This window comes from Hydrogenophaga crassostreae, from assembly GCF_001761385.1.
In the GTDB taxonomy this organism is placed as follows: domain Bacteria; phylum Pseudomonadota; class Gammaproteobacteria; order Burkholderiales; family Burkholderiaceae_C; genus Hydrogenophaga; species Hydrogenophaga crassostreae.
The window spans coordinates 3,004,597-3,022,483 of the sequence record NZ_CP017476.1; the positions used below are offsets into that span (position 1 = coordinate 3,004,597).

Sequence of the window (17,887 nt, forward strand, 5' to 3'; positions counted from 1 at the left end):
AAACCGGCTCACACGGTCTTTCCAGAACGCGTCGCCGATCAAAAACCCCCTAGCTGTTGGGTGGTGTGATCGGCTTCGGCGCAGGCATGCGGCGAGCGATCTCCGCCACCAGTTGACGGGCCAACGTCAACTTGGGCGCACGCGGCAAATCCATTTCACCCTGCTCATCCACCAGCAGCAAGGCGTTGTCGTCCTGCCCAAACGTGTCAGGCCCGATGTTTCCAACCAGAAGTGGAACCCCCTTGCGCTTGCGCTTGGCCTGGGCGTGGGCCAGCAAGTCCTCGCTTTCAGCCGCGAAACCGACGCAAAACAGGTGGTTGTTGAGCGCCCTCACTCCTGTGGCGATCCCTGCCAGGATGTCCGGGTTCTCAACAAACGACAGCGTAGGCACCTGCCCTGACCCATCTTTCTTGATCTTCTGTTCGGCGGCCTGCATGGGGCGCCAGTCGGCCACAGCGGCCGCAGAGATGAAAACGGTGGCATTCTGACTCAAGACATTCAGCGTCTTTTGCATGTTCAGCGCAGAGCGCACATTGATGCGCCCAACGCCTCGGGGTGTCGGCAAACTCACCGGCCCAGCCACCAACGTCACATGCGCACCGGCCTCATGCGCCGCGCGCGCGATGGCAAAACCCATCTTGCCACTCGACAAGTTGGTCAGTCCCCGTACCGGATCGATCGCCTCGTACGTAGGGCCGGCACTGATCAAGACATGCTGCCCCTCAAGCACCTTGGGTGAAAAGAATCGCACCATGTCATAGAGCAGCTCTTCAGGCTCCAGCATGCGGCCGTCTCCGGTTTCACCGCAAGCCTGATCGCCAGCACCGACGTCGAGCACCGTGGCGCCGTCTGTGCGCAACTGTTCAACGTTGCGCTGCGTCGCCGGGTGGGCCCACATCTCCCGGTTCATCGCTGGAGCGAGGATCAACGGCACTTTGTCCAGCGGGCGAGCCAGGCACATCAGGCTGAGCAAGTCGTCTGCACGGCCATGAATCAATTTCGCCATGAAATCGGCACTGGCGGGCGCAATCAATATGGCGTCAGCTTCACGGCTGAGGTTGATATGGGGCATGTTGTTGTCTGCCCCTCCTGAAGACCGGGCATCCCATTGCGACGTGAACACCGCTCGACCTGAGAGCGCCTGCATGGTGACCGGCGTGATGAACTGCTCGGCGGCCTCGGTCATCACCACCTGCACTGTCGCGCCGGCCTTGACCAACGCGCGACAGAGCTCGGCCGCCTTGTAGCAAGCTATGCCGCCGGAAAGTCCCAGAACAACATGTTTTCCATTGAGATCGTTCATTGACGAAATGTAGCAGTTCGACGCTCACCAAAGCCAACGAAAATAGCCCAGGCGATCTCAGAAAGCCAGCCATAGATAATGTTGGGACCCTCAAGTCAACACCGCTACCTACACATGACCCACACACGCGCATTCCCGACCTTGGCCACAACCCTTTTGATTGCGGCCTTGACCGCCTGCGGCGGCGGCTCGGACGACGACATCAAAGTTGTGCCCACCGGCGGCGCTCTGGCCAACGTGTGGTTCGCCGACAGCGACGGGTACCACCCGCTCGACAAGCTCAAAGCCGACGGCACTTTTTACACGGGCAGCGAAGCCGATTTCGGCACAGTCAACCCGGCTTTCGCGACAGATGGCAAACAGCAATCGCGCTGGGCCATCGATACCTCGGCAAGCGTGGAGGGCGACTACAAGGTCCAGTACGCCATGAAGTTGACATCCATCAATGCCTCGGGAACCTCGGTTGGCAAACTGCAAGGCAACCTGCGATTTGACAGCACCACAGGTTTGATTACCCAGTTCTGTTCTGGCTTTCCAAACTGTTACGAAAACGCTTCCGGGTCTGAGGAAGACTTCCTGGTCACGGTTTCTGCCAAAGTTGAAGGCGCCAAAAGCGCGTTGGAACGCAGCTTCGTCATACGGATTCGCTGACCGGAAAGCTCAGCAGCGCCCGGTGACCGGGCGAAAAAGCAAAAGTCCTGCATCAGGCGGCCAGTGGTCAGCAAATGGGCGCAAACCTGCGTTCCCCGGTGTCGCCCGCCAGCCCATTGAGACCCCTGGCGTCCAACGTTGCCACTCAAAAGAGGCTCATGGCAATGGGCTGTTTGAATCGCGCCCTTTATAATCCCCATTTCCACCTCCTGCGAGCACCGGCTCGCCCGAGACATGACCAAATTTGTGTTCGTCACCGGCGGTGTGGTGTCCTCTCTAGGCAAGGGCATTGCTGCTGCATCCTTGGCCGCGCTCCTTGAGTCGCGCGGCCTCAAAGTCACCCTCATCAAGCTCGACCCGTATATCAACGTGGATCCGGGCACCATGTCGCCCTTCCAGCACGGCGAGGTGTTCGTCACCGACGACGGCGCCGAAACCGACCTCGACCTGGGCCACTATGAGCGTTTCATCGAAACGCGCATGAAGAAGTCCAACAACTTCACCACTGGCAAGATCTACCAGTCGGTACTGGACAAGGAACGCCGCGGCGACTACCTGGGCAAGACCGTTCAGGTCATCCCTCACGTCACCAATGAGATCCAGGACTACATCAAGCGTGGCGCGGGCGTTGGCACGCCCGAGGCAGTGGATGTGGCGATCGTGGAAATTGGCGGCACGGTGGGCGACATCGAGTCGCTGCCCTTCCTGGAAGCCGTGCGCCAGCTCAGCTTGCGCCTGGGCCCCAACAATTCGGCTTTCCTGCATCTCTCCTACCTGCCCTGGCTGGCCGCTGCTGGTGAGCTCAAGACCAAGCCCACGCAACACACCGCCAAAGAACTGCGCGCCATCGGTATTCAGGCCGATGCCCTGCTGTGCCGCGCCGACCGCCCGGTGCCCGATGAAGAGCGCGCCAAAATTTCGCTGTTCTCCAACGTGCCCGAGTGGGGCGTGATCTCCATGTGGGATGTGGACACGATCTACAAAGTGCCGCGCATGCTGCACGAACAGGGCCTTGACGGCCTGATTTGCGACAAGCTGCGCCTGAACACGCCGCCGGCCAACCTCAAGCGCTGGGACGATCTGGTGCACGAAGTGGAGCACCCACAGCACACCGTCTCGGTGGCCATGGTCGGCAAATACGTCGACCTCTCCGACAGCTACAAGTCGCTCAATGAAGCGCTGCGCCATGCGGGCATGAAGAACCACGCCAAGGTGCAGATCGAATACATCGACTCTGAAACCATTGACGCCGCCAACGTGGCCAAGAAACTCGGCCGCTTCGATGCCATCCTGGTGCCCGGTGGCTTTGGCGCCCGCGGTGTTGAGGGCAAGATTTGCGCGGCCCAGTACGCCCGTGAAAACAAAGTGGCCTACCTGGGCATCTGCCTGGGCATGCAGGTGGCGACGATTGAATACGCGCGCCATGTAGCGGGCCTCAAGGATGCCAACAGCACCGAGTTCGACCCCAAAACGCCCCACCCGGTGATTGCGCTGATCGACGAATGGCAAGACGCCGACGGCTCGATCCAGAAGCGCGATGCCAATTCGAATCTGGGCGGCACCATGCGCCTGGGGGCTCAAAGCTCCGATGTATCCGACGGCACCATCGCCCATCAAATCTATGGCGCTGTGGTCACGGAGCGCCACCGTCACCGCTACGAAGCCAACGAACACTATCTGGACCGTTTGCGCGAGGCCGGCCTGGTGATTTCGGCGCTGACGCAGCGCGAACACCTGACCGAAATGGTGGAGCTGCCACAGGCCGTTCACCCTTGGTATGTGGGTGTTCAGTTCCACCCGGAATTCAAATCGACACCCTGGGATGGCCACCCGCTGTTCAACGCCTACATCCGTGCTGCGCTGGACCTCAAAGGCACACAAACCCTCAAGGCTGTGGCCTGAAAGAAAGAAAAACCCATGCAGCTTTGCGGATTCCCCATCGGTCTGGACCGGCCTTTCTTTTTGATCGCAGGCCCATGCGTGATCGAATCCGAGCAGCTGCAAATGGATGTCGCGGGCCAGCTGAAAGAAATCACCAGCAGCCTCGGCATTCCCTTCATCTTTAAAAGCAGCTTCGACAAAGCCAACCGCAGCAGCGGCACCACCTTTCGCGGCCCCGGCCGGGAAAAGGGCCTGGAGATCCTGGCCAAGGTGAAGCGCGAGCTGGGCGTGCCGGTGTTGACCGACGTGCACACAGAAGAAGACATCATTGCGGCCGCCGCTGTGGTCGATGTGTTGCAGACCCCCGCCTTCCTCTGTCGCCAGACCGATTTCATCCGCGCGGTCGCCCAATCGGGCAAACCGGTGAACATCAAGAAGGGCCAGTTCCTCGCGCCTCACGACATGAAAAACGTGATTGACAAAGCGCGTGCGGCCGCCAAGGAAGCGGGCCTGGAAGAAGACAATTTCATGGCCTGCGAGCGCGGCGCCAGTTTTGGCTACAACAACCTGGTGAGCGACATGCGTTCGCTGGCGATCATGCGCGAATCGAACGCGCCGGTGGTGTTCGACGCCACCCACAGCGTGCAACTGCCCGGCGGTCAAGGCACGAGCAGCGGTGGCCAGCGTGAGATGGTGCCGGTGCTGTCCCGCGCTGCGGTGGCCGTGGGCGTGGCCGGCTTGTTCATGGAAACCCACCCCGATCCATCCAAGGCGCTGAGCGATGGCCCCAACGCGGTCCCACTCAAACACATGAAAGCGTTGCTGGAAACGCTGGTCGCGCTGGATGTTGTCACCAAAAAGAACCCCTTCATGGAGAACAACTTCTCATGAGTGCCTACATCATTGCGAATGTCTCTGTCACCAACCCCGAGCAGTACGAAGCGTACAAAAAGTGGTCCTCAGCGGCCATGCAGGCACATGGAGCCGAGGTTTGTGTTCGCGGGGGTGCCGCAGAGGTGCTGGAAGGCGACTGGTCGCCCGAGCGCATCGTGGTGCTGAAGTTTCCCTCTATGCATGCCGCCAAAGCATTCAACGCTTCACCCGAATACAGCAAGGCGCGCGACGCACGCCAGGGTGCGGCCATCATGCGCATGATCGTGGTCGAAGGCGTTTAAGCCGCGGCCTTTGCTTTTTTAACTTTTCTTGACCCAAAGGTAGACATAAATGAGTGCCATTGTTGACATCGTCGGACGTGAAATTCTGGACAGCCGCGGCAACCCCACCGTCGAATGCGACGTGTTGCTGGAATCGGGCGTGATGGGCCGTGCGGCCGTGCCATCGGGCGCGTCCACCGGTTCACGTGAAGCCATCGAACTGCGTGACGGCGACAAGAGTCGCTACCTCGGCAAAGGCGTGCTCAAGGCCGTTGAACACATCAACACAGAAATTGGCGAGGCCGTATTGGGCCTGGACGCCTCCGAACAAGCCTTCCTCGACAAGACCCTGATCGACCTCGACGGCACCGACAACAAAGGCCGCCTGGGCGCCAACGCGATGTTGGCCGTGTCCATGGCCGTGGCCCGCGCCGCTGCTGAAGAAGCCGGCTTGCCGCTGTACCGCTACTTCGGCGGCATGCGCGCGGTGCAAATGCCTGTGCCCATGATGAACGTCATCAACGGCGGAGAGCACGCCAACAACAACCTCGACTTGCAAGAGTTGATGATCATCCCCGTGGGCGCGCCCTCCTTCCGCGAAGCCCTGCGCTACGGCGCCGAGGTGTTCCACGCGCTGAAGAAAATCCTGCATGACCGTGGCATCAGCACTGCGGTGGGCGACGAAGGCGGCTTTGCCCCCAATGTGGCCAACCACGAAGCCGCGATCCAGATGATTCTGGAAGCCATCGACAAGGCAGGCTTTGTGGCCGGCGAGCAAATCGCTCTGGGCCTGGACTGCGCTGCCTCCGAGTTCTTTAAGAACGGCAAGTACGAACTCGCCGGAGAAGGCCTGAGCCTCAACGCCCAGGAATGGACCGACATGATGGCCAACTGGTGCGACAAGTACCCCATCATCAGCATCGAAGACGGCATGGCCGAAGGCGACTGGGACGGATGGAAACTGCTGACCGATCGTCTGGGCAAGAAGGTACAGATCGTTGGCGACGACCTGTTCGTCACCAACACCCGCATCCTGAAAGAAGGCATCGACAAAGGCATCGCCAACTCGATCCTGATCAAGATCAACCAGATCGGCACCCTGACCGAGACCTTTGCTGCCATCGAAATGGCCAAGCGCGCCGGCTACACCGCCGTGATTTCCCACCGCTCGGGCGAAACCGAAGACAGCACGATCTCTGATATTGCCGTGGGCACCAACGCCGGTCAGATCAAAACGGGTTCGCTGAGCCGTTCGGACCGCATGGCGAAATACAACCAGCTCTTGCGCATCGAAGAAGACCTGGGCGATGTGGCCGAATACCCCGGTCGCGCGGCCTTTTACAACCTGAAGTGATGGAATTCACCAGTGCTGCTGAAAGCGCTGGTGGACAAACCCCACATCGGAAACCCTCGCGCTAAACTATTTCCATGGCGTCACGCTTCGTCCCCGGCTTCCTCATCGCTCTGCTCGTTGTTGTGCAGGCGCAGCTGTGGTTTGGCCGGGGCAGCCTGCCGCAGGTCAACCACATGCGCAAAGAGCTGGCCCAGCTGGAAGTTGCCAACCGCGAAGCCCAGCAGCGCAACAGCCAGATTGCCAACGAGGTGCGCGACCTGCAAGAAGGTCTGGAAATGGTTGAGGAACTGGCCCGCCAAGACCTGGGCATGGTCAAGCCCAACGAGATTTTTGTCCAGATCGCCCACACCCGTCAGTGATGTCGCTTGTGCGGCCAGCGCCTGCGCCCATCGTCTGCCTGCTGGGCGGTGAGTCCAGTGGGAAAACCACCCTCTCCCGGGCTTTGCACCAATGTTTGACGTCGACCCACGGGTTGCGCGTGGCATTGGTGCCGGAGCATTTGCGCACCTGGTGTGAAGCCCGGCAGCGCGCACCCCAGGCACAAGAACAAGCGGGCATCGCCCACGAGCAAACCCGGTTGATACATGACGCGCAAGCCGCGCCAGGCGTTCAGCTCGTGATCGCCGATACCTCGGCCCTCAGCGTTGCCGCCTACAGCGCGCTGTATTTCGCCGATGAAAGCTTGTTCGCGCCGGCGCTGCATGCCCAGCGCGGCTTTGCAGCCACGCTGCTCATGGGCCTTGATATCCCCTGGGAAGCCGATGGCTTGTTTCGGGATGGCCCGGCCCTTCGTGCGAAGGCCGATACAGTGGTGCGCGAACAACTGGAGGGGCGGAGCATTCCCTACCAGACGATTTACGGCCGCAGGGAACAACGCCTGGGCAACGCCTTGCGCGCACTCACACCCGTCCTCTCAAGCCTGTTGGGCCACGCGCCTGTAACCACTGACGACTGGCGCACCCTAGGCCGCCCCGGCTGGGTTTGCGAAGCCTGCAGCGACCCCGATTGCGAGCACCGGTTGTTCACCGGCCTTCTGAAAAACACTGGCATTGCCAGCGAAACCCCATGACACCCGAACGCCCCGACTTTCGATCAGCCGCGTTTTTGCGGCAACACGCTAACGATTGCATGGTGTTTTACACATCGCATGCAATCGACCCCAGTGGGGGCATGTTCCACTTTCTTAAAGACAATGGTGAGGTCTACGACAGCCACACCCGCCACCTCGTGAGCAGCACGCGTTTTGTTGTGACCACGGCCATGAGCTTGCGGCGCAGCGGCGATGAGGCAGATCAAGCGCGCCTTATTCACGCGCTGGCCTTTCTACGCAATGCCCATCACAACCCCGACACCGGCGGCTACGCCTGGCTACTTGACTGGCGCGAGGGTCAAGCCCGTGTGCTGGACGCGACCAACCATGCCTATGGTCTGGCCTTCGTCTTGCTTGCCCACGCACACGCCGCCATGGCCGGTCTCGCTGATGCGCTCATTGGCATTGGCGAAACCTACACCTTGCTGGAACAACGTTTCTGGGAACCCCAGCATGGCCTGTATGCGGACGAAGCCACGGCCAACTGGGAGCTCAGCGCCTACCGCGGCCAAAACGCCAACATGCACCTGTGCGAAGCCCTGCTGGCCGCATTTGATGCCACCGGCGAAACACGGTATCTCGATCGCGCCGAACTGCTCGCCGACAACATCTGCATCCGTCAAGCCGCTCTTGCCGATGGTCTGATCTGGGAGCACTACCGGGCAGACTGGTCCATCGACTGGGACTACAACCGCGACGACAAAACCAACATCTTCCGCCCCTGGGGATTCCAGCCCGGCCATCTGACCGAGTGGGCCAAGCTGCTCATGCTGCTCAATGCGCGCCGCCCGCGCGCAGACCACACCGCCCGCGCACGCCATTTTTTCGACATTGCCATGGAGAAGTCATGGGACACGGAACACGGAGGCCTGTTCTACGGCTTTGCCCCCGACGGCAGCGCCTGCGACACCGACAAATATTTCTGGGTGCAAGCCGAAACCCTCGCCGCCGCGGCCCGGCTGGCCATTGCCACCCAAGACCCCGCTTACTGGACAGCCTACGACCGCATCTGGGCCTATGCCTGGGTGCATTTTGTGGACCACGAGCACGGTGCCTGGTGGCGCATCCTGCGCGCCGACAACAGCAAGATCAGCGATGAAAAAAGCCCCGCCGGCAAGGTGGACTACCACACGGCTGGGGCTTGCTGGGATGTGCTCGATGCGCTGGGGGAGGGGTTGCCCCCTCGCTCCGCCGCTGCGCGGGTCGCTGCCCCCCAAGGGGGCTGATTCTCCTTGGGGCGGCCCTGCGGTGAATCCGGTGCCCCCACGCTCCGCCGCTGCGCGGATCGCTACCCTTCGCGTTGCTGCATTCTGTGGCGGCCCAATAGGTGTTGACGGGCCTTCAGAAGATCAAAAGCGGTAGGACGCTTCGAATTGAACGCTCCGGCCATCCTGCTCAAGCGCATTCTGCCAATTGCTCGTGCCACCGGGTACAGCAAAGCGCTTGTTGAACAGGTTGCGCACGGTCAGGCCCAGTTCCAGCCCGTCCACCCAGCGATCGGTGCGGATGTGCAGGTTGGATAGGCTGCGCCCTCCCAGCCAACTTCCGTCGAGGGTCTTGCGGCGGCTGTCGTATTGAAATTCGTAACCCAGGGACACGCCAGCGGCACGCCAAGGCATGGAGAAATTGAACTTGGCCAGTTGCTGGGGTGAATTGGCCAGGCGGTCGCCCGTGGCCATGCGCGCGTCTTGCAGCGTCAAGCTGCCGCGCAACCGACCGCCCCAGACCCAGGTTTTATCGGCCGACAGCTCCAGACCGTTGGCCACCACCTTCCCTCCTGGCTGAAACTGCGAAAGCCCGCTCACCGGGTCCACGCCAGGCACGATCTGATCGAGCATGGTCCAGCGGTAGGCCGCCGCCTGCAAGCGCAGATCCTCGCTGACACGGTGGTTGGCGACCAGCTCCAGGGTATCCACGCTCTCGACATCGAGCGAGGGGTTGGCCACGAGCACCAGGTCGTCGTAGTAGTCGCGCTCATTGGCGTTGGGCGCCCGGTGGGCCCGACCGGCCAGGGCTTTCAGGGTGGTTGAAGGCGCCGCCTGCCAGATCAGCGCCGCGCGGGGGCTGATATGGGTGCCCGTTGTGCTGTTGCGGTCCATGCGCAAGCCCAGGGTAGCGGTCAAGTCATCGGCGAGGTGCCACTCGTCCTGGCCGTAGATGCCGACCCGTCGGGCGGGGCTGCGAATCAGCAGGTTGTTGGCGGAATCCGCCGGGTCAATGACGGCCTGGTTGAGGCGGGTGATGTCCTGCAGGTCCATGCCAAGCATCAGCTTGTGTCCATCCAGCGCGGTGGACAACAGGCGAAGCTCGCCCCCATACCAGTCGCCCACGCTGGGAAAGTCAAATGGCGTGCCGTAGCTCAAGCGGCTGCTGTAGCGGTTTTGCCCAACGAAGACACGCCCCATCACTTGCAACGTTTCGTCGCTGAACGGGCTTTCGAACTGCGCCTGCGCCAGGGTGTACAGATTGCCCTGGTATTGCCCCGCCACCAGCGGATCGGATCCGTAGACGCCCGTGGGATCGTCTTTTCGGCGGTCTCCATGCACCAGTTCCAGCGTCCAGGGCCCATAGCCCAAGCGGCCAAAGAACTCCTTGTCGCGCTCGCCATCCAGCCCCTGTGCACGCCCCGAAATACCCGTTGAGCCAAACTCCATGTCACGGTCTTCGCCCCTGGAGCGCAAACCTGAAGCAGAAATCAGCACATCCAGGCCACTGTCCAGCCGCTTCCCCCAGCTCACCCGGCCTTCGTTCATGCCCTGGGATGGTTGCGACCCGAGCGCCAGTTCGCCCTCGTCCATGGCCGCACCGTTGCGAGTCACCACGTTGACCACACCAAACATGGCGTTTTGACCGTACACCGCGCTGCCCGGTCCGGGAATGAACTCGATGCGTTCGACCAGGGCCAGGTCGAGCGGAAAGTCACGCCCAGTGGGACCGGTGTCAAAAACGAGGTCGTTGACGCGGTTGCCGTTGATCGTGACAAGCAAGCGCGTGTTCAGGTCTCCCGGCACGCTGAAGCCGCGCGTGCCCAGGTGGCTGGACTGGCGGTCGTAGGTGGTGTAGACGCCAGGCAGCGTGGCCAGTGCCTGATCGAGTGTGCGCCATCCAAACGCGCGAATCTCGTCGCGCGTGACCACACTCACAGCGGCGGCGACTTCGTTCTGTTTTTGCGCGTATTTGGAGGCACCCACCACGGTCAGGTTGAGCAACTCTTCCAGGCTCAGCGTGATCACATCGGTGGCGGCGGCGGCCGGAAACGCGGCCGATAGTCCGGCACACAACAGCAGACCGGCGGCGACGCGGGCCGGGCCAGGTTTCTTGGAGGGGTGAACCGATGGGTGCATAAAGATGTCTGGAATGCCTGTTTTTCGACATCTTGCTGCCAATCTTTAGGCCGGGCAACCGCAGGCTTCGGTGCGCCGGGGTGCCGGGGTGCCGTACAGACGATCGGCGGCCATTCAGCCAGTAGCGTCAGTGCACGTCGGGCGGCGCGGGCTGCTGCCTTTCGGCGTCCAGAAACACCTGAGCGGCATCCACCGGGTCAAAGCGCTGTACGGCGCCGCAGAATTCACAGGTCACTTCCACCTGCCCCTGCTCGGCAATGATGGACTCCACCTCATCGCTGCCCAGGCTACGCAGCATGCCGCCAACGCGCTCGCGTGAGCAACTGCAGGCAAAGCGGGGACCCAGATCGCCCGTCTGCGGCTCAAACCGTCGCACATCTTCTTCCCAGAACAATCGGTGAAGGATGGTTTCCGCATCGAGCTCCAGCAGTTCTTCGCGCTTCAGGCTGGAGGCCAGGATCGAGATGCGGTTGTAGTCTTCGCTCAAACCGATCCTGTCTTCGTCGCCCGCCGTCGAACCTTCGCCCGCCAAATTGGCGCTGCCTTGCAGCGGCAGGCGCTGAATCAGCAGACCTGCGGCCACCTTGTCGTTCGCTGCGAGCACCAGCTTGGTGTCCAGTTGCTCGCTTTGCAACATGTAGTGTTCGATCACCTCGCTGAGCTTTTCCAGCTTTTCATGTTTGTCGCCGAACAGCGGCACAACGCCCTGATAAGGCTGCTGGCCCGGCTTGCGGTCTTTCGGGTCGAGCGTGATCGCGCATTTGCCCTGGTTGTTGACGTTGACCATGTGCGACAACGGCGCGTCTTCGGCCACTTCACCAGTCACGGTGGCGGTCGCGCGCAGGCTCAAATCGGGTTGCACCTCAGCCACGGCCAGCTTTACCGGCCCGTCGCCCATGATCTGCATCACCAAAGCGCCGTTGAATTTGATGTTGGACTGCATCAGCGTGGCCGCTGCCGTCATCTCGCCGAGCAGTTCGGTCACGGCGGCAGGGTAACCACCCGACTGCGCGCGACGCTGCAAAATATCCTGCCAGGCATCGGTCAGGCGCACCAGCATGCCGCGCACGGGCTTGCCTTCGAAAATGAATTTGTGGAGTTCAGACAATCGGATCTTTCGGGGAAATCAACGCCAACAGTTAGGGATCAGTCGATCTTTTTCAAGGTGTGGCGGAAGCGCTGTGCATTGTCCACATAGTGTTTGGCGCTCATGCGCAGGCCTTCCATTTGCTCGGGCGTGAGCTGGCGCATCGCCTTGGCCGGGCTGCCGATGATCATGGAGCCATCGGGAAACTCTTTGCCCTCGGTCACCAGCGCGCCCGCGCCCACCAGACAGTTTTTGCCGATTTTTGCACCGTTGAGCACGATGGCGCCAATGCCGATCAGGGATTCATCGCCGATGGTGCAGCCGTGCAGCATCACCTTATGGCCCACCGTCACGTTTTCGCCCACCACCAGCGGCATGCCCACGTCGGCGTGCAAGACACTGCCGTCCTGGATGTTGCTGCCTTGGCCAATGGTGATGGTTTCGGTATCCCCGCGCACGGTCACACCAAACCAGATGCTGGTGTCTGCTGCCAGGGTCACATTGCCAATCACCTGGGCGTTCTCGGCCACCCAGGCCGTATCGGCCAACTGTGGGCTCAAACCGTCGAGTTCGTAAAGTGCCATGGTGTCTCCTTCGGATGGTGGGAAAAACGCGCCCGCTGGTCGGCCCGGGCGAAACCTAGAATTGTAGGGATGCAAGCGAACAACCCCGTCCCGATGGCGCCAGAGACGCCCAACCCATCTGCCTGGCCAGGCAGCGCACGCGCCTGGGCGTTGCAGGCGCTGTGCCTGCAAGCGCCCGAAAGCAAAGTGGCCAGCACGCATGCGCTCTATGTTGCGAGCCAGTCCAGCCTGGGAGCACAAGGGCAGATTGACCCTGCTGAACCCCTGCAGGCGCCCGTCGGCGATGCGTTGCCAGGGCGCCCGCTTCGCCCCGCCCTGATACCGCCCATGCAGGTGCCCCACCGCTCACCCTTCACGCCTGAAGGTCTGGCGGCCTTGCTTCATGCCATTTGCCATATCGAACTCAACGCCATCAACCTGGCACTGGACGCGGTGTGGCGCTTCCCCGATATGCCCGAAGACTTTTACCGCGACTGGCTGCGTGTGGCAGACGAAGAGGCATCCCATTTCACTTTGCTGCATGAACTGCTGCAAACGCTGGGTTACCACTACGGCGATTTCCCTGCACACGATGGGCTGTGGGAGATGTGCGTCAAGACCCAAAACGACATCACCGCCCGCATGGCCCTGGTGCCGCGTACGCTCGAAGCGCGCGGCCTTGACGCCACGCCGCTCATCCAGTCACGGCTTAAGAAGGTCAACACCCCAGCCGCCCTGCGCGCTGTGGCCGTGCTGGATGTGATCCTTCGCGACGAGATCGGTCATGTGGCCGTCGGCAACCGCTGGTATGGCTGGCTCTGCGCTCGCCAGGGTCTGGAACCGGTTGCCCACTACCGTGCCCTTGCCCGCCTGCACAACGCGCCGCGCCTGAAGCCCCCCTACAACCTGGACGCCAGACGCGCTGCAGGCTTTACCGCCAAAGAGCTCGACGAGCTTCAGGCCGGCGCACCCAATCCTGCCCGCTGAGGCCTGGGTAATGCGGAGTCAGGTCACCCTGCCTATACTGAATAACCTGACCAAAACGACACATGGGTACTCTGATGAAACGGCTACTTCTTGGAACTGTGCTGGCCGCCTGCACCACCTGGGCAGCCGCAGCGCCTCCATCGATTGACATCCCCGAATGGACACCCTGTGCCCACGAAGGGCAAACCTGCTACACACCGGGGCCCGCACAGGTGCGCTTTGGCGGCGGCGGGCGCCACAGCGAACCGAAAAATACAGTGGGCAACATCGAATGCAGCATCGCCAACTTTGGAGATCCTGCGCGCCGTGTGCCCAAGGTCTGTGAATACAAACTCGGTTGGGCGCGGGGCATGCCACACCCCGTTCGCGAGGCAGACACAGGAGGCTGGATTGATTGCGCCAACGAAGGCGAAGTCTGTCGGTTCCGTGGGACCCGGCTGGTGCGGTTCGGCGCTGATGGTGCCTACTACTACCGTAGGGAAGAGCGCGAAATCCGCTGCACAGTCGACGAATTCGGCGACCCGGTTCGGCGTGTGCCCAAACAGTGCCAGTTCAAACGGTCTGATCAGGACCGCGATGGCAACGGAGGGCGCGACAGAGAAGACAGCCGGCAGGACGAAAGAAGAGACAACAGGGCAGCCGTCAGCGAATCCCGCGACCAGCAACGCCCGGATCACCCTGCCAACCGTTGGGCGCCATGTGCATCCGAAGGGGAAACCTGCCGCGTCAGCGAGCCCACCACCGTGCGCTTTGGCCTGGACAACGCCTTCAACTACCGCCAGGTTGAGAAAGATGCTTTTTGCACCTCCTATTTGTTTGGAGACCCGGTGCCGGGCATGAAAAAGCGCTGCGAAGCCAACACCGTGCCGATCGATCGCATAGTGGCGCGGCGACCCGCCCCCAATGAAATTCCACCGATGGATGATCGCCTGTGGGACGACTGCGGGCGTGAAGGCCAGTTGTGCGATTTCCGCGGCAGCAAGCACGTGCGCTTTGGCGCCAATGGGGTTTTCAAGGTTGACTTCGCCACCAATGGCGTGCGCTGCGCCGAAGTCAATTTTGGCGGCGACCCTGCCCGCGGACAAGCCAAACGGTGTTCGATCTACCGGCCCTGAACGGCTGACGCGGGAAGCTCTGCCCTTATGGATGCGTCGACGGGCCTCGGCTCGCCTTACCTGGACGGCATATCGGCCAAGGTGTAAATCAGGCTCACCATGGCGTCTTCAGGCACAGCGGGCACCTGGGCAGCCCAGGCCTCGTAGGCCGAGCGCATCGCCCGCAGGCGTTCAGGATCCCGCTTGGCCTGGTTGGCCCGCTCGCGCGCATCCCGCTCGATGTTGAACAAATACTCGTGTTCGTTGACTTTGAGGTACTTCCACTCGCCCAGGCGCAGCGCCCGCTGGTCGTTGTGTTTCATGCGCCAGTGCATGGGGCGCTCGAACGTGTGCCCAGGGTTTTGCAGTGTGGGCAACATCGACACCCCATCCAGCGCATGCCCCGCTGGCAAGCTGGCGCCCGCGATGTCCAGGATCGTGGCCGTCCAGTCCATGGTCATGCAGTGCTGTTCGCTGGCGAACCCTTTTTCTGCCATGCCCTGTGGCCAATGCACGATATAGGGCACGCGAATGCCACCTTCGGTGAGATCCATCTTGCCGCCCACCAGCGGCCAGTTGTCGGAGAACCGCTCGCCGCCGTTGTCGCTGGTGAAAACAATGAAGGTGTTGTCGAGCTGACCCGTCTCGCGCAAGGCCTCGACCACCCAGCCAATGCCCTCGTCCATCTCCCTGATCATGGTCTGGTAGGTCTCGACATTGCCACCGTCGAGATGGGAAATGTCCTTCACGATCTCCGGATCGATCTTGCCCTGCGCCCGGGTTTCCCAGGGCCAGTGTGGCGCGGTGTAGTGCAGGCTGAGCATGAAGGGCTGTTGATCGGCAGCACGGTCTTTCACATATTTCACCGCCCGCTTCGAGAACAGGTCGGTCAGGTAGCCCGGTTCGTCATAGGGCTCGCCATCGAGCTCCATGTCGGAGCCTTCGCCCCGCGCGTTATGTCCGTAGTAGCTCACACCGCCAGACATGGGGCCAAAGTGGTGCATGTAGCCACTCTTCTCCGGGCCGAAATGCGGACGGTAGCCCAGGTGCCATTTGCCGATCAGCGCCGTGTGGTAACCCTTCTCCTTCAACAGCGAAGGCAAGGTCGGGAGGTGTGGAAACAGCCCCAGTTCGGGATTGCCACGCGCACGGCCCGCCATGGGCTCCTCGCTGGCCCCGCGCACCCAGTACTGGTAGCGGCCCGTCATCAAAGCGAAGCGGGTGGGTGAACAAACGGGTGAATTCGAGTAGCCATTGACGAACCTGGCGCCGCGGGCGGCCAGGGCATCGAGATTGGGCGACACCGGCGCACGGCCGCCGTAGCAACCCAGATCGGCATAGCCCAGATCGTCGGCCACGATGAAGATGAAATTGGTGCTCATGTGGTGTGGTTCCTTCTGAATGTCTGGGGCTCAGGCGCTGGGGACTGCAGCGGCGGTGCGATTCTTCCAGTGGTGCAGCCCCAGCAAAGCAGCGGTGAGGGCCGCGCCCACCATGTCGGTGTGCCCCCCTGGCGCGAACAACAACACCGAAGCCGCCAACCGGGCCACCACTTCTGGCCAGCCCAGCGCCCGCTTGTCAAAGCGAATCAGGGCACTGGCCATCACATAAATCGCCACCGCCAGTTTCACCAGCAACAGCAGGTAGGGCCCCCAGGCAAACGCGGCACCAGCCTGTGGCACGGTGAGGATCAGCGGGTTGTAGACGAAAGCAAACGGGATGATGAAAATCATGATGCCGATGCGCGAGGCCTGCACTGCGGTGCCAATCGGTCTACCGCCGGAAATCGACGCCGCTGCATAGGCCGCTATGGCGACCGGCGGCGTGATGGTTGACGCCACGGCAATCATGAAAACAAACATGTGCGCCGTCAGTGGCTCCAGCCCCAGCGCCTGCATCGAAGGCAGTGCAATTGCGGCCACTGTCACATAAGCTGGCAGGGTGGGCATGCCCATGCCCAGCAAGATGCAGCCACCCGCCACCACCAGCAATGCCACAAACAGCGAGTGCTCCAGGGCGCTGACCATCAGCACCCCGAACTTCACCGGCACGCCCGTGGCCGACAGGGTGGAGATCACGATGCTCACCGCTGCAATTGCCGTCAGCAGCTGAGCAAAGGTTTCGCCGCCGTTGCGCAGGGCCGTCACCAGCTTCATTGGCGAGCGCCGCACGGCCGGATTGATGAAGCTCATGGGAAACAGCAACGCGATCGCTGCGATGGATGCCCCTGAGGCCGACATGCCCCCCACCAGCAACACCACGATCATCACCAGCGGGCCAAACACCAGCAACATGTTGAGGTAGTCCTGCCGCTCGGGCGGTGCGACGCCGGCGCTGCTGGCATCGGCCTTGATGCCCAGTCGGCGCGACTCGAACAGAATCATCATGAACAGGCTGCCGTAATAGGCGATGGCGGGCACCAGCACCGCAATCACCACGGTCAGGTAGCTCACCCCCACGTAGTCGGCCATCACCAGTGCAGCCGCACCCATGATGGGCGGCATGATCTGCCCGCCAGTCGACGCGGCGGCTTCAACGGCGCCAGCAAAGTTCGCCGAAAAGCCCCGCTTCTTGATCATGGGAATGGTGATCACACCGGTGCCCACCACATTGGCCACCGCACTGCCCGACACCGTGCCGAACAGGCCCGAGGCCAGCACCGCCGCGTGTGCCGGGCCACCGGCCGTGCGCTTCATCAAAGCAAAGGCAATGCGGATCATCGATTCGCCCGCACCCGCGCCTTCCAGCACCGCGCCCAGCACGATAAAGGGAAACACCGTGGTGACCACGATGGAAAAGGTTGAACCCAGAATGCCTGAATCGAGGCTGAACCACAGGTTCTGTGCCAGCAGCTCGTTGACGTCGCCGCCAATGGTCTGCAAGGGACCGGGCCAGTAAGGGCCGGTGGCCATGTAAACAATGCCCAGCACGCCCAGCAACGCCACCGGCGCGCCCCACAGTCGCCAGCAAAGAAACAGGGCCCCGGCGCAAGCAGCCAGCGCGGTCCACATGTCTTTGGGACCAAACAGAAACATCGCCTCGTCGATCGCGATGCTCACGTCGTAAAACGCCTTGCAGGCGTACAGCATTGCCACCACGCTCAGCCACGCCACGGCATCCACCCACTTCGGCAACTGCCGCCCGCCAGCGCCCTTCAAGCCCAGCACCACCACCAGGAAGCACAGGGCAAAAAAGGTGGAGCGGAAAAACACCATGGGGAACGGCCCCAGGCGGAACGAGCCAATCGATGGCATCACATTGGCCAGGCCATACAGCGTGACGGCCAGGGCCAGCACCGAGGTCAGGCCCGCGCGGGCGCGCGCATCCAGAAAATTCCAGCTCATGGAAAGGTCCTCAAACAGGCGAGTCAACCCCAGCA

Annotated in this window: 16 protein-coding genes; 10 read left to right on the forward strand and 6 right to left on the reverse strand. The window is 61.9% G+C overall.

Annotated features, from left to right (window positions below):
• Positions 1 to 49 precede the first annotated feature (49 nt).
• Positions 50 to 1,303, reverse strand: a complete 1,254-nt coding sequence (gene coaBC / locus LPB072_RS13800; protein WP_066084798.1) for a bifunctional phosphopantothenoylcysteine decarboxylase/phosphopantothenate--cysteine ligase CoaBC — start codon at positions 1,301 to 1,303, stop codon at positions 50 to 52.
• 114 nt (positions 1,304 to 1,417) lie between these two features.
• On the opposite strand from coaBC, the gene LPB072_RS13805 reads away from it, so the two are divergent.
• The 8 genes from LPB072_RS13805 to LPB072_RS13840 all read left to right on the forward strand — a co-directional run bounded on the left by LPB072_RS13805 (position 1,418) and on the right by LPB072_RS13840 (position 8,659).
• Complete coding sequence (locus LPB072_RS13805) at positions 1,418 to 1,954, forward strand: hypothetical protein (protein WP_066084794.1); 537 nt, start codon at positions 1,418 to 1,420, stop codon at positions 1,952 to 1,954.
• Between the two features lie 234 nt (positions 1,955 to 2,188).
• Complete coding sequence (locus LPB072_RS13810; protein ID WP_066084790.1) at positions 2,189 to 3,856, forward strand: CTP synthase; 1,668 nt, start codon at positions 2,189 to 2,191, stop codon at positions 3,854 to 3,856.
• Positions 3,857 to 3,871: 15 nt separating this feature from the next.
• Positions 3,872 to 4,726: a 3-deoxy-8-phosphooctulonate synthase gene (gene kdsA / locus LPB072_RS13815; RefSeq protein ID WP_066084787.1), complete on the forward strand. Its 855-nt coding sequence runs from the start codon at positions 3,872 to 3,874 to the stop codon at positions 4,724 to 4,726.
• Positions 4,723 to 5,010, forward strand: coding sequence for a DUF1330 domain-containing protein (locus tag LPB072_RS13820; protein WP_066084784.1), 288 nt, complete (start codon positions 4,723 to 4,725; stop codon positions 5,008 to 5,010). Before kdsA ends, LPB072_RS13820 begins: the two co-directional genes overlap by 4 nt.
• A gap of 49 nt (positions 5,011 to 5,059) precedes the next feature.
• On the forward strand, positions 5,060 to 6,343 hold the full coding sequence (eno, locus tag LPB072_RS13825) for a phosphopyruvate hydratase (RefSeq protein WP_066084781.1): 1,284 nt from the start codon (positions 5,060 to 5,062) through the stop codon (positions 6,341 to 6,343).
• 74 nt (positions 6,344 to 6,417) lie between these two features.
• Positions 6,418 to 6,702, forward strand: coding sequence for an FtsB family cell division protein (locus LPB072_RS13830; RefSeq protein ID WP_066084778.1), 285 nt, complete (start codon positions 6,418 to 6,420; stop codon positions 6,700 to 6,702).
• Positions 6,702 to 7,412, forward strand: a complete 711-nt coding sequence (locus tag LPB072_RS13835; RefSeq protein WP_066084773.1) for an AAA family ATPase — start codon at positions 6,702 to 6,704, stop codon at positions 7,410 to 7,412. The genes LPB072_RS13830 and LPB072_RS13835 overlap by 1 nt, the downstream gene beginning before the upstream one ends.
• Complete coding sequence (locus LPB072_RS13840) at positions 7,409 to 8,659, forward strand: AGE family epimerase/isomerase (protein WP_066084770.1); 1,251 nt, start codon at positions 7,409 to 7,411, stop codon at positions 8,657 to 8,659. The genes LPB072_RS13835 and LPB072_RS13840 overlap by 4 nt, the downstream gene beginning before the upstream one ends.
• 123 nt (positions 8,660 to 8,782) lie before the next feature.
• Here LPB072_RS13840 and LPB072_RS13845 read toward each other — a convergent pair whose 3' ends face one another.
• The 3 genes from LPB072_RS13845 to LPB072_RS13855 all read right to left on the reverse strand — a co-directional run bounded on the left by LPB072_RS13845 (position 8,783) and on the right by LPB072_RS13855 (position 12,448).
• A complete protein-coding gene (locus LPB072_RS13845; protein WP_082876686.1) occupies positions 8,783 to 10,777 on the reverse strand; it encodes a TonB-dependent receptor plug domain-containing protein in 1,995 nt (664 codons plus the stop codon).
• A gap of 127 nt (positions 10,778 to 10,904) precedes the next feature.
• Positions 10,905 to 11,885, reverse strand: coding sequence for an Hsp33 family molecular chaperone HslO (gene hslO / locus LPB072_RS13850; protein WP_066084767.1), 981 nt, complete (start codon positions 11,883 to 11,885; stop codon positions 10,905 to 10,907).
• Positions 11,886 to 11,923: 38 nt separating this feature from the next.
• A complete protein-coding gene (locus tag LPB072_RS13855; protein ID WP_066084764.1) occupies positions 11,924 to 12,448 on the reverse strand; it encodes a gamma carbonic anhydrase family protein in 525 nt (174 codons plus the stop codon).
• Between the two features lie 93 nt (positions 12,449 to 12,541).
• Between LPB072_RS13855 and LPB072_RS13860 the strand changes: the two genes are divergently transcribed.
• Together LPB072_RS13860 and LPB072_RS13865 are read left to right on the forward strand one after the other, a co-directional pair.
• A complete protein-coding gene (locus tag LPB072_RS13860) occupies positions 12,542 to 13,414 on the forward strand; it encodes a ferritin-like domain-containing protein (protein WP_066085030.1) in 873 nt (290 codons plus the stop codon).
• A gap of 74 nt (positions 13,415 to 13,488) precedes the next feature.
• The gene (locus LPB072_RS13865; RefSeq protein WP_157559326.1) at positions 13,489 to 14,529 is read left to right on the forward strand and encodes a hypothetical protein; all 1,041 of its coding nucleotides are present in this window, start codon (positions 13,489 to 13,491) and stop codon (positions 14,527 to 14,529) included.
• A 56-nt stretch (positions 14,530 to 14,585) separates the two neighbouring features.
• Here the strand turns inward: LPB072_RS13865 and LPB072_RS13870 are convergent, their stop codons facing one another.
• Both LPB072_RS13870 and LPB072_RS13875 read right to left on the reverse strand, forming a co-directional pair.
• A complete protein-coding gene (locus LPB072_RS13870) occupies positions 14,586 to 15,890 on the reverse strand; it encodes a sulfatase family protein (protein ID WP_066084759.1) in 1,305 nt (434 codons plus the stop codon).
• A 30-nt stretch (positions 15,891 to 15,920) separates the two neighbouring features.
• Positions 15,921 to 17,852, reverse strand: coding sequence for a TRAP transporter permease (locus LPB072_RS13875; RefSeq protein ID WP_066084756.1), 1,932 nt, complete (start codon positions 17,850 to 17,852; stop codon positions 15,921 to 15,923).
• Between the last annotated feature and the right edge of the window lie 35 nt (positions 17,853 to 17,887).

What these genes read in the sequence shown, in the direction of transcription:
- LPB072_RS13835 (WP_066084773.1), top strand. Translation starts at nt 6,702, where the DNA reads ATGTCGCTTGTGCGGCCAGCGCCTGCGCCCATCGTCTGCCTGCTGGGC.
- LPB072_RS13855 (WP_066084764.1), bottom strand. Translation starts at nt 12,448, where the DNA reads ATGGCACTTTACGAACTCGACGGTTTGAGCCCACAGTTGGCCGATACG.
- LPB072_RS13870 (WP_066084759.1), bottom strand. Translation starts at nt 15,890, where the DNA reads ATGAGCACCAATTTCATCTTCATCGTGGCCGACGATCTGGGCTATGCC.
- LPB072_RS13840 (WP_066084770.1), top strand. Translation starts at nt 7,409, where the DNA reads ATGACACCCGAACGCCCCGACTTTCGATCAGCCGCGTTTTTGCGGCAA.
- LPB072_RS13820 (WP_066084784.1), top strand. Translation starts at nt 4,723, where the DNA reads ATGAGTGCCTACATCATTGCGAATGTCTCTGTCACCAACCCCGAGCAG.
- LPB072_RS13875 (WP_066084756.1), bottom strand. Translation starts at nt 17,852, where the DNA reads ATGAGCTGGAATTTTCTGGATGCGCGCGCCCGCGCGGGCCTGACCTCG.
- LPB072_RS13830 (WP_066084778.1), top strand. Translation starts at nt 6,418, where the DNA reads ATGGCGTCACGCTTCGTCCCCGGCTTCCTCATCGCTCTGCTCGTTGTT.
- LPB072_RS13865 (WP_157559326.1), top strand. Translation starts at nt 13,489, where the DNA reads ATGAAACGGCTACTTCTTGGAACTGTGCTGGCCGCCTGCACCACCTGG.
- kdsA (WP_066084787.1), top strand. Translation starts at nt 3,872, where the DNA reads ATGCAGCTTTGCGGATTCCCCATCGGTCTGGACCGGCCTTTCTTTTTG.
- LPB072_RS13845 (WP_082876686.1), bottom strand. Translation starts at nt 10,777, where the DNA reads ATGCACCCATCGGTTCACCCCTCCAAGAAACCTGGCCCGGCCCGCGTC.
- eno (WP_066084781.1), top strand. Translation starts at nt 5,060, where the DNA reads ATGAGTGCCATTGTTGACATCGTCGGACGTGAAATTCTGGACAGCCGC.
- LPB072_RS13805 (WP_066084794.1), top strand. Translation starts at nt 1,418, where the DNA reads ATGACCCACACACGCGCATTCCCGACCTTGGCCACAACCCTTTTGATT.
- LPB072_RS13810 (WP_066084790.1), top strand. Translation starts at nt 2,189, where the DNA reads ATGACCAAATTTGTGTTCGTCACCGGCGGTGTGGTGTCCTCTCTAGGC.
- coaBC (WP_066084798.1), bottom strand. Translation starts at nt 1,303, where the DNA reads ATGAACGATCTCAATGGAAAACATGTTGTTCTGGGACTTTCCGGCGGC.
- LPB072_RS13860 (WP_066085030.1), top strand. Translation starts at nt 12,542, where the DNA reads ATGGCGCCAGAGACGCCCAACCCATCTGCCTGGCCAGGCAGCGCACGC.